This window comes from Burkholderia sp. Ac-20379 (genome assembly GCF_017104645.1).
In the GTDB taxonomy this organism is placed as follows: domain Bacteria; phylum Pseudomonadota; class Gammaproteobacteria; order Burkholderiales; family Burkholderiaceae; genus Burkholderia.
In genome coordinates, this window is record NZ_JAAGPF010000025.1 from 35,203 (window position 1) to 43,500 (window position 8,298).

Genomic DNA, 8,298 nt, shown 5'->3' on the forward strand with positions numbered 1-8,298 from the left:
CAGGCCCGCGCGCGGCACCGATGCTCAGGGTTTCGCCGCCGCGGCCGACGCTGCCGCCACCGCTACCGATCCCGAGGCCGTCGCATCGTGCTCGTCGATCCCGCCGCCGAGCGCCGCATACAGCGTGATCAGGCTCGTCTGCGCCGAAAGCTGCGTCGCCACCAGCGATTGCTGCGCCGAGTACAGCAGGCGTTGCTCGGTCAGCGCGTCGAGTAGGCTCTCGCTGCCCTGCTTGTAGAGCGCCATCGTCAGATCGTAGGCGTGCTGATCGGCTTGCACGGTGCGCGTTTGCGAGTCGAGCTGCTCGCCGATCGTGGCGCGCGTCGCCAACGCATTCGCCACTTCCTCGAACGCGGTTTGAATGGTTTTCTCGTAGGTCGCCACGTCGATCTTGAACGTCGCCTTCGAGGCGTCGAGCGTGGCGCGGTTCGCGCCGGCGTCGAAAATCGGCAGGACAGCCGACGGTTCGACCGACCAGCTCCGGTTGCCGCCGGTGAACAGATGCGCGAGCGCCGGGCTTTCGAAACCGAGCGCGGCGGTCAGGCTGATGGTCGGAAAGAAGTTCGCGCGCGCCGCGCCGATGTTCGCGTTGTCGGCCTTCAGCGTGTGCTCGGCCGCGAGCACGTCGGGGCGGCGTTGCAGCACGGCCGACGGAATCCCGGCCGGAATCGCCGCGATGCTGGAGACGGGATCGACCTGCGCGTCGGGCAGATCGGCATCGGGCACGCGCGCGCCGGCCACCAGGTCGAGCGCGTTGCGGGCCTGTTCCGCCGTGGTTTGCGCCTGCGCGGCGCTGTTGCGCGCGGCCTGCAGGCTGGCTTGCGCCTGCGCGACATCGAGCGCGCTGGCCGCGCCGAGCGCGTGTTCGCGGTCCACCATATCGAACGTGCGCTGCTCGCTGGCCTGGGTCGCCTGCGCGATCGCCAGCAGACGCCGGTCCGAAGCCAGCGTCAGCCAGTCGCTCGCCACCTCCGACACCAGGGTGATTTGCGTGCTGCGGCGCGTCTCGACCGTCGACAGATAGGTTTCCAGCGCCGCCTTGCTCAGGTTGCGCACGCGCCCGAACAGGTCGAGCTCGTAGGACGTGAAGCCCAGATTGGCGCTGTAGACGTGCGAGATCTCGCCGCTCTGGCCATTGGCGGCCGACGCCGATCCCGATTGTGCGCTGCGCACCGAGGCCGGCGTGCGCTCGGCATCCTCGCTGCCGCCCAGGTCGATTTCCGGCAGCAGCGAGGCGCGCTGAATGCGGTATTCCGCGCGCGCCTTCTCGATGTTCAGGATGGCGATACGAAGATCGCGGTTGCTCGACAGCGCCAGCGCGATCGTGTTCTGCAATCGCGCATCGACGAAGAACGTGCGCCAGCCGATGTCGGCGGCCAGCGCATCCGGCGCCATGGCGGTCGTGCCCGACGCCGCATCGGGCCACGCGGCCGCCACCGGCGCGGCGGGCCGCTGGTAGGTGGGCGAGAGATCGATGCAGGCGCTCAGCGCCGTGGCCGCCGCACCGGCCAGCATCCAGTGAATCGCGCGCTTCATGCGGCATCTCCTTGTTCCGGCGAACCGTTCGGATCGTCAGGCTTGCGGCCCTTGCCGCTCAGCGTGCGCACCATGAAATACGACAGCGGCGTGAAGAAGATCGCGAGCACGGTGCCCACCAGCGTGCCGCCGAACACGCCGGTGCCGATCGATTGCCGCGCCGCCGCCCCGGCCCCGCTGGCGATCACGAGCGGCGCGACGCCGAGCAGGAACGCCAACGACGTCATGACGATCGGCCGGATGCGCAACGCCACCGCCTGCTCGATCGCCTTCAGCGTGCTGGCACCCTGCTTTTCGAGCATGGTGGCGAACTCGACGATCAGGATCGCGTTCTTCGACGACAGGCCCACCGTGACCAGCAGGCCCACCTGAAAGTAGACGTCGTTCGACAGGCCGCGCAGGCCCGTTCCGAGCGCCGCGCCGAACACGCCGAGCGGCACGATCAGCAGCACCGCGAGCGGCACCGACCAGCTTTCATAGAGCGCCGCGAGGCACATGAACACGAACAGCACCGACACCGCATACAGGTACGGCGCCTGCCCGCCCGACAATTGCTCCTGATACGACAGGCCCGTCCACGCGTAGCTGATGCCCTTCGGCAACTGGCCGACCAGCTTCACCATGGTGTCCATCGCCTGCCCCGAACTGACGCCCGGCGCGGGGTCGCCAACGATCTCGAACGACGATTGCGCGTTGTAGCGATCCAGCTCGGGCGGCCCGTACGTCCAATGCGAGGTGGCGAACGCCGAGAACGGCACCATCGTGCCCGACGCATTGCGCACGTACCACTGCTCCAGCGATTCCGGCGTCATGCGGAACTGCGCGTCGCCCTGCACGTAGACCTTCTTGATGCGCTGGTTGTCGAGGAATTCGTCGACGTATTCGCCGCCGAGCGCATCCTCGATGGTGGTGTTGACGTCGCCGGGCGACAGCCCCATCGCGCTCGCCTTGCGATCGTCGATGTCGAGCGACAGTTGCGGCGTGTCGCTCAAGCCGTTGAAGCGCACCTGGCGCACGACGCCGCTGCGGTTCGCCATCGCGATCAGCTTGTCGCGCGCGGCGGCCAGCGCCGTGTGGCCCAGGTTGCCTTCGTCCACGAGCTGCATGTCGAAGCCGGAGCTGATGCCGAGGCCGCGCACGGTGGGCGGCTGCAACACGAACACCTTCGCATCCCGAACCTGTTGCGCGAGCGCGCGCGACGCCTTGACGACGAAGCCCTGCGCCGTGTCGGCGGCGGCGGTGCGCTGGCTCCAGTCCTTCAGCTTCACCCACATCATGCCGACGTTCTGGCCATTGCTGCCCACCGCATAGCCCGCCACGTTGAACACCTCGGCCACGGCCGGCTGCTTGAGCAGATAGTTCTCGACCTTCGCCATCGTGGCCTCGGTGCGCTCGCGCGTGGCGCCGACGGGTGCGGTGACCGTCACCATCAGCACGCCCTGATCCTCGATGGGCAGGAACGAGGTGGGCAGGCGCATGAACAGGAAGCCCGCGCCGATCACCAGCACCACGTAGAGGAGAATCGCCGGCTTGCGGTGATGGAGGAGCTTGTCGACGGCGCGCCGGTATTTGCCGGTGGACGCGTCGAAGCCGCGATTGAACGCGCCGAAGAAGCGGCCCTTCGGCTTCTCGTGGTCGTCGCGCAGGATCGTCGCGCACAAGGCCGGCGTGAACGTCAGCGCCACCACCACCGACAGCGCCATCGCCGACACCACCGATACCGAGAACTGCCGGTAGATGATGCCGGTCGAGCCGCCGAAGAACGCCATCGGCAGCAGCACCGCCGACAGCACCATCGCGATGGCCACCAGCGCGCTGCTGATTTCGGTCATCGATTTGCGGGTGGCCTCGCGCGGCGACAGATGTTCTTCGGACATCAAACGTTCGACGTTCTCCACCACCACGATCGCGTCGTCCACCAGCAGCCCGATCGCCAGCACCACGCCGAACATCGTCAGCATGTTGATCGAGTAGCCGAACACGTCGAGGATGCCGAACGTGCCGAGCAGCACCACCGGCACCGCGATCGCCGGAATCAGCGTGGTGCGCAGGTTCTGCAGGAACAGAAACATGATCGCCACCACCAGCACGATCGCCTCGATCAGCGTCTTCACCACCTCCGAAATCGAGGTCTTGATGAACGGCACCATCTCGTACGGATACTCGACCTTCAGGCCCGCCGGAAAGCTCGCCGCGCGCTTGTTCAGGAAATCGTGCACGGCCTTGTCGACCTGCACTTCGTTCGCGCCCGGCGCGAGCTGCAGGCCGAGGCCCGACGCCGGCTTGTTGTTGAAGTTGGTTTCGACCGTGTAGGCCTGCGGGCCGAGATCGACGCGCGCCACGTCGCCCAGCAGCACCTGCGAGCCGTTGGTCTGCGTCTTCAGCACGATGTCGCGGAACTGCTGCGCGGTGGTCAGGCGGCTGCGCGCCGTGATGGTGGCGTCGAGTTCCTGGCCTTTCACGGCGGGCGCGGCGCCCACTTCGCCGGCGGCCACGTCGTTGTTCTGCGCATCGATCGCCGTCACGACATCGGACGGCATCAACGCGTATTTCTGCAGCTTGTTCGGATCGAGCCAGATCCGCATCGCGTATTCGTAGCCGAACTGCTGGGCCTGGCCCACGCCGGGCAGGCGCTCGATCTGCTCCTCGAGATTGCTGTAGAGATAGTCGGCGATCGCCGCCTTGCTCATCTTGCCGTCTTCCGACACCAGGTTGAACACGAGGAACGTATCGGGCGAGGCCTTGCGCACCGTGACGCCGCTTTGCTGCACCTCGGTCGGCAGCAGCGCGTTGGCCGCCTGCAACTGATCCTGCACCTGCACCTGCGCGGTGTTCGGGTTCGTGCCCGCCGCGAACGTCAGCTTGATCGAGATGTTGCCCTCGGAATTCGCCGACGAGGACATGTACATCAGGTTGTCGAGGCCCACCATCTGCTGCTCGATCACCTGTACCACGGCGTCCTGATTGGTTTGCGCCGACGCGCCGTTGTAGGTGGCCGTGATCTGGATGGTGGGCGGCGCGATGTCGGGATATTGGTCGAGCGGCAGTTGCGTGATGGCGAACGCGCCGGACAGCGACACCAGCAGCGCCAGCACCCACGCGAAGACGGGACGATCGATGAAGAAGTGTGCGATACGCATGCAGCCGCCCTCAGTTCGACGAGGGCGACGTGGCCGCCTGCGATGACGCGGCCTGCGTATCTGCCGCGGCTTGCTGGCTCGCGGCCGGATCCTCGACCGGCTTGACCGTGTCACCCACGCTCACGAACTGCGAGCCGGCCACCACGATGCGCTCGCCCGCGCTCAACCCGCCCGTCACGACCCACTGGTTGTCGTTCGCCGTGCCGCCGAGCGTCAGCGTGCGCTGCGCGATCTTGTTCTGCGCATCGACCACCAGCGCCGTGGCGTCGCCGCGCTGATCGTGCGCCACCGCCTGCTGCGGCACGAGGATCGCCGTCTCGTTGATGCCCTGATCGATGACCGCATGCAGATATTCGCCGGGCAGCAGCAGCTTTTCCGGGTTCGGCACGATGACGCGCAGCGTGATGGTGCCGGTGGTTTGATCCACGCCCACGCCCGCGAATTGCAGCGTGCCGTCGTGCGCGTAGGTGGTGCCGTCCTCGAGCGTGATCTTGACCTTCGCGTTGCCGTCGGCATCGGTTTTGAACGCGCCGCTCGCCAGCTTCTTGCGCAGCGCGAGCACGTCCATGCTCGATTCCGTGACGTCGAGGTACATCGGATCGTAGGCGTAGATGGTGGCGAGCGCGGTGGTCTGATCGGCCGTGACGAGCGCGCCCGGCGTGTAGGCCGACGCGCTGATCGTGCCCGTCACCGGCGCGCGAACCTGCGTGTAGCCGAGGTTGATGCGCGCGCTTTCGAGCGCGGCCTTGTCGGCGTCGATGGTGGCTTCGTCCTGCTTGAGCGTGGCTTCGGCCGTTTCGAGCGTCTCCTTGCTGATCGCGTCGATGGCCGCCAGCGAGCGGTCGCGCTCGGCGATCGGCTTGGCCGACAGCAGCGCGGCCTGGGCCTTTTCGAGTTCGGCCCGATCGGCGTCGTAGGTTGCCTGGTACGGCGCCGGGTCGATCTGGTACAGCACCTGCCCTGCGCGCACCACGCCGCCTTCGGCGAACAGGCGCTTCTGGATCACGCCGGTGACTTGCGGCGTGACGGGCGACGTCAGGTACGACGTGGCGCGGCCCGGCAAGGACACGGATTGCGCGAACGGAACGGTCTTGACCGTTTCCACGTTCACCGTTTGCACCTTCTTTTGCGTGCTCTTCTGCTCGTGCGAGCACGCCGCCAACGCGCAGGCCAGTAGCAGGACGCCCGAGCGGCGCGGTGCGGAAAGCCGAATTTGCATGATGAGAGCCCCAATGCCGAGGGCGCGGTCCACGCCCGATGAGGGCGAGTATCGGCAGCAAATTCGCAAGAAATTAGGAATGGCGCGCGCGGGCGAGCGCCGCGCGTTACGCGGCGTTACTGGCGGATTCGTCAGGTGCGATGCAGCCGGCTCGTTCCGGATGCGTGAGACGCCATCGTGCGGCGCAACGAATCGGCATGCCGGTTTTCCAGTTGCAAGCGCCATTCAAGCTTCGGATCGCGAAGCTTGCGAGCGGCACGGCGAGTATCCGTACCGGGTTTTGATAAAACGGGCGAGTCGTTTACGATGCGGCTCGCACAACCACAATCGTGATTCGAACCCATGCTACGCAAGGCGCTTTTCTCTCTGATGCTCGTTGCCGCCGCAACGCCCGGCATGTCGAACGGGGCGACGCCTGAGTCGGCCTACAGCGCATTGGCCGGCATCTACGACATTCAGCCACGCTCGGTGTATGGCGAGATGTTGGCGCATCGCAAGCTTTACCTCGCCTTCACCGGCGACGATGTCACGGGATTTTTCGACAACCCCTATCCGCAGCCCGACGACGCGGACGTCGACAACACATGCCGATTCTTTCTGTCCGGAAAAATGACCTCCGGGAACCGCATGGATCTTGTCGCCACCGAGTTCGACAGCAGTACGCCCACGTCCCAGATCGCGCTGACGAAACAGCACGACGGAACATGGCGGGTCGCCGTCGACGGGCCGCGCGGTCACGCAGCGGATTTGCCCAATTGCGCCGTTCCGTCGATGGTCAGCGGAGATGTCGTGAAGCTGGCCGATCCGCGCCCCTGGCAGATCGTGGGCAAGATCGGCACAGCCAAGGCCCCGCTGTATTCCGAACCGTCGGCGGATAAGCAAACCCGCGCCTATCTGATCGAATCGGATCCGGTGGCCATCCAGATCACCCAGGGCGAGTGGACGCAGATCGACTACATCGGAAAGCATCGCGAGCTGGTGCGATGGGCCCGATCCAGCGATCTTTACTATTATTTGAATCGCTGAAGCAATCGGCCCGCGTCCGCAGGGTCGTTAGGATTCCGGATCGATCCGTTCGGAATCCTTGTATTGGATGCCGTTCGGCCCCGAGGCGGCGGACTCGCGGGCATCGATCCCATGCGTGAACATCGAAATCGTGCGCAAGTCCGCTTCGGTTCACCCAGCAAGCCGGCCTCAGCCTGCGGAAGCCGCCGCCGCTTCCTCCGCGCGTTGCCGCGCGCGATCCGCCTGCGTGCGGCCGTCGTAGCCCCAATCGCTGCCCGCCACTTCCTTGATCACCACGTAGGTGGCGGGGTCGAGCAGTTCGACGGTTTCGCGCAGCAAGGCCATCGCGGCGGCGATGAACGCGCGCTTCTGCGCCTCGGTGTTGGTGCCGGCCGTCACGCACACTTCAAGGTGCGCCGCCGTGTGCCGCAGGCTCGCGCCGATGGTCCAGCGGTTCGAGATCGGCGTTTCGATCAGCACCGAGGTCAGGTCGTGCTGCTTCGCCAGTTCGTCGGCGATCAGCCGGGTCAGCTCGGTGGACAGGTATTGGGCGTCGTCGGTGGACGGGGTGTGCGACAGCGTCAGTCGGGCAAAGGGCATGTCCTTACTCCTCGAAAGTGGGTGTTGACATATTATTTGAGGAATTCGCAAGCTTGTTTGCGTCTGGTTCCGGCTCAGATTTGAGTTTTTCTCATGATTCCCGATATTCCCTCCCCCTTGCTGCGCACCTTCGTGGCCGTGGTCGATTGCGGCTCGCTGGCGGCGGCGGCCAAGCGCATCGCCCGCAGCGAATCGGCGGTCAGCCTGCAGATCTCGCGCCTGGAAGACATCGTCGGGCAGGCGCTGTTCGACCGCGACGGCCGCGCGCTGCGGCTCAACGCCTTCGGCGGGCTGCTGTTGTCGCATTCGCGCGCGATCCTCGGGCGCATCGACGCGGCGCGCACCGAGCTGGCGCCCGACGCGGTGGCGCCGGTGCGGATCGGCGTGGTGCAGGATTTCGTGGCGAGCGTGCTGCGGCCGACGCTGGCCGAGGTGCGCGCGCTCACGCCCGAGGCGGCGTTCACGATCGTGATCGGCAGCACCGCGGAATTGCTGCAGGCGATGAGCGAGGACCGCATCGACGCGGCGCTGTGCGCGGGCGAGCCGTTCGGCGGCGACGTGGTGGCGCGCCTGCCGATGCGGTGGTTCGGCGAGGCGAACCTGTTGGATAACGAAGTGGTGCCGCTGATCAGCATCGCGCCGCCGTGCCCGTTCCTGCTGGCGGCGCAGCGCGTGCTCGACGCGGTGGGCCGGCCCTGGCGCGTGGCGCTGACCACGCCGAGCCTCGACGGCCTGCGCGCCGCCTGCGAAGTCGGCATCGGCATTGCTTGCCGCACCGCGCCCGGCTTCGGGCTGCCG

Annotated in this window: 6 protein-coding genes; 2 read left to right on the forward strand and 4 right to left on the reverse strand. The window is 66.6% G+C overall.

Features of this window, described 5'->3' with window-relative positions; all coding sequences use genetic code 11:
• Positions 1–24 precede the first annotated feature (24 nt).
• From G3N92_RS05595 to G3N92_RS05605, 3 genes are read right to left on the reverse strand one after another with little or no spacing between them, the layout of a single operon-like run.
• Positions 25–1,536 (reverse strand): efflux transporter outer membrane subunit, encoded by a 1,512-nt coding sequence (locus G3N92_RS05595; RefSeq protein ID WP_241014605.1) that lies wholly within the window; start codon positions 1,534–1,536, stop codon positions 25–27.
• Positions 1,533–4,676 carry an efflux RND transporter permease subunit gene (locus G3N92_RS05600; RefSeq protein ID WP_241014606.1) on the reverse strand — a complete coding sequence of 1,048 codons (3,144 nt, stop codon included), beginning with the start codon at positions 4,674–4,676 and terminating at the stop codon, positions 1,533–1,535. Before G3N92_RS05600 ends, G3N92_RS05595 begins: the two co-directional genes overlap by 4 nt.
• Positions 4,677–4,686: 10 nt before the next feature.
• Complete coding sequence (locus G3N92_RS05605) at positions 4,687–5,895, reverse strand: efflux RND transporter periplasmic adaptor subunit (RefSeq protein WP_206126464.1); 1,209 nt, start codon at positions 5,893–5,895, stop codon at positions 4,687–4,689.
• A gap of 342 nt (positions 5,896–6,237) precedes the next feature.
• On the opposite strand from G3N92_RS05605, the gene G3N92_RS05610 reads away from it, so the two are divergent.
• Positions 6,238–6,921, forward strand: coding sequence for a hypothetical protein (locus G3N92_RS05610; protein ID WP_206126465.1), 684 nt, complete (start codon positions 6,238–6,240; stop codon positions 6,919–6,921).
• 168 nt (positions 6,922–7,089) lie between these two features.
• On the opposite strand, the gene G3N92_RS05615 is transcribed toward G3N92_RS05610, so the two are convergent.
• On the reverse strand, positions 7,090–7,500 hold the full coding sequence (locus tag G3N92_RS05615) for a tautomerase family protein (protein ID WP_206126466.1): 411 nt from the start codon (positions 7,498–7,500) through the stop codon (positions 7,090–7,092).
• Positions 7,501–7,593: 93 nt separating this feature from the next.
• Here G3N92_RS05615 and G3N92_RS05620 point away from each other — a divergent pair.
• A partial coding sequence (locus G3N92_RS05620; protein WP_206126467.1) for a LysR family transcriptional regulator occupies positions 7,594–8,298 on the forward strand: 705 nt, incomplete at its 3' end.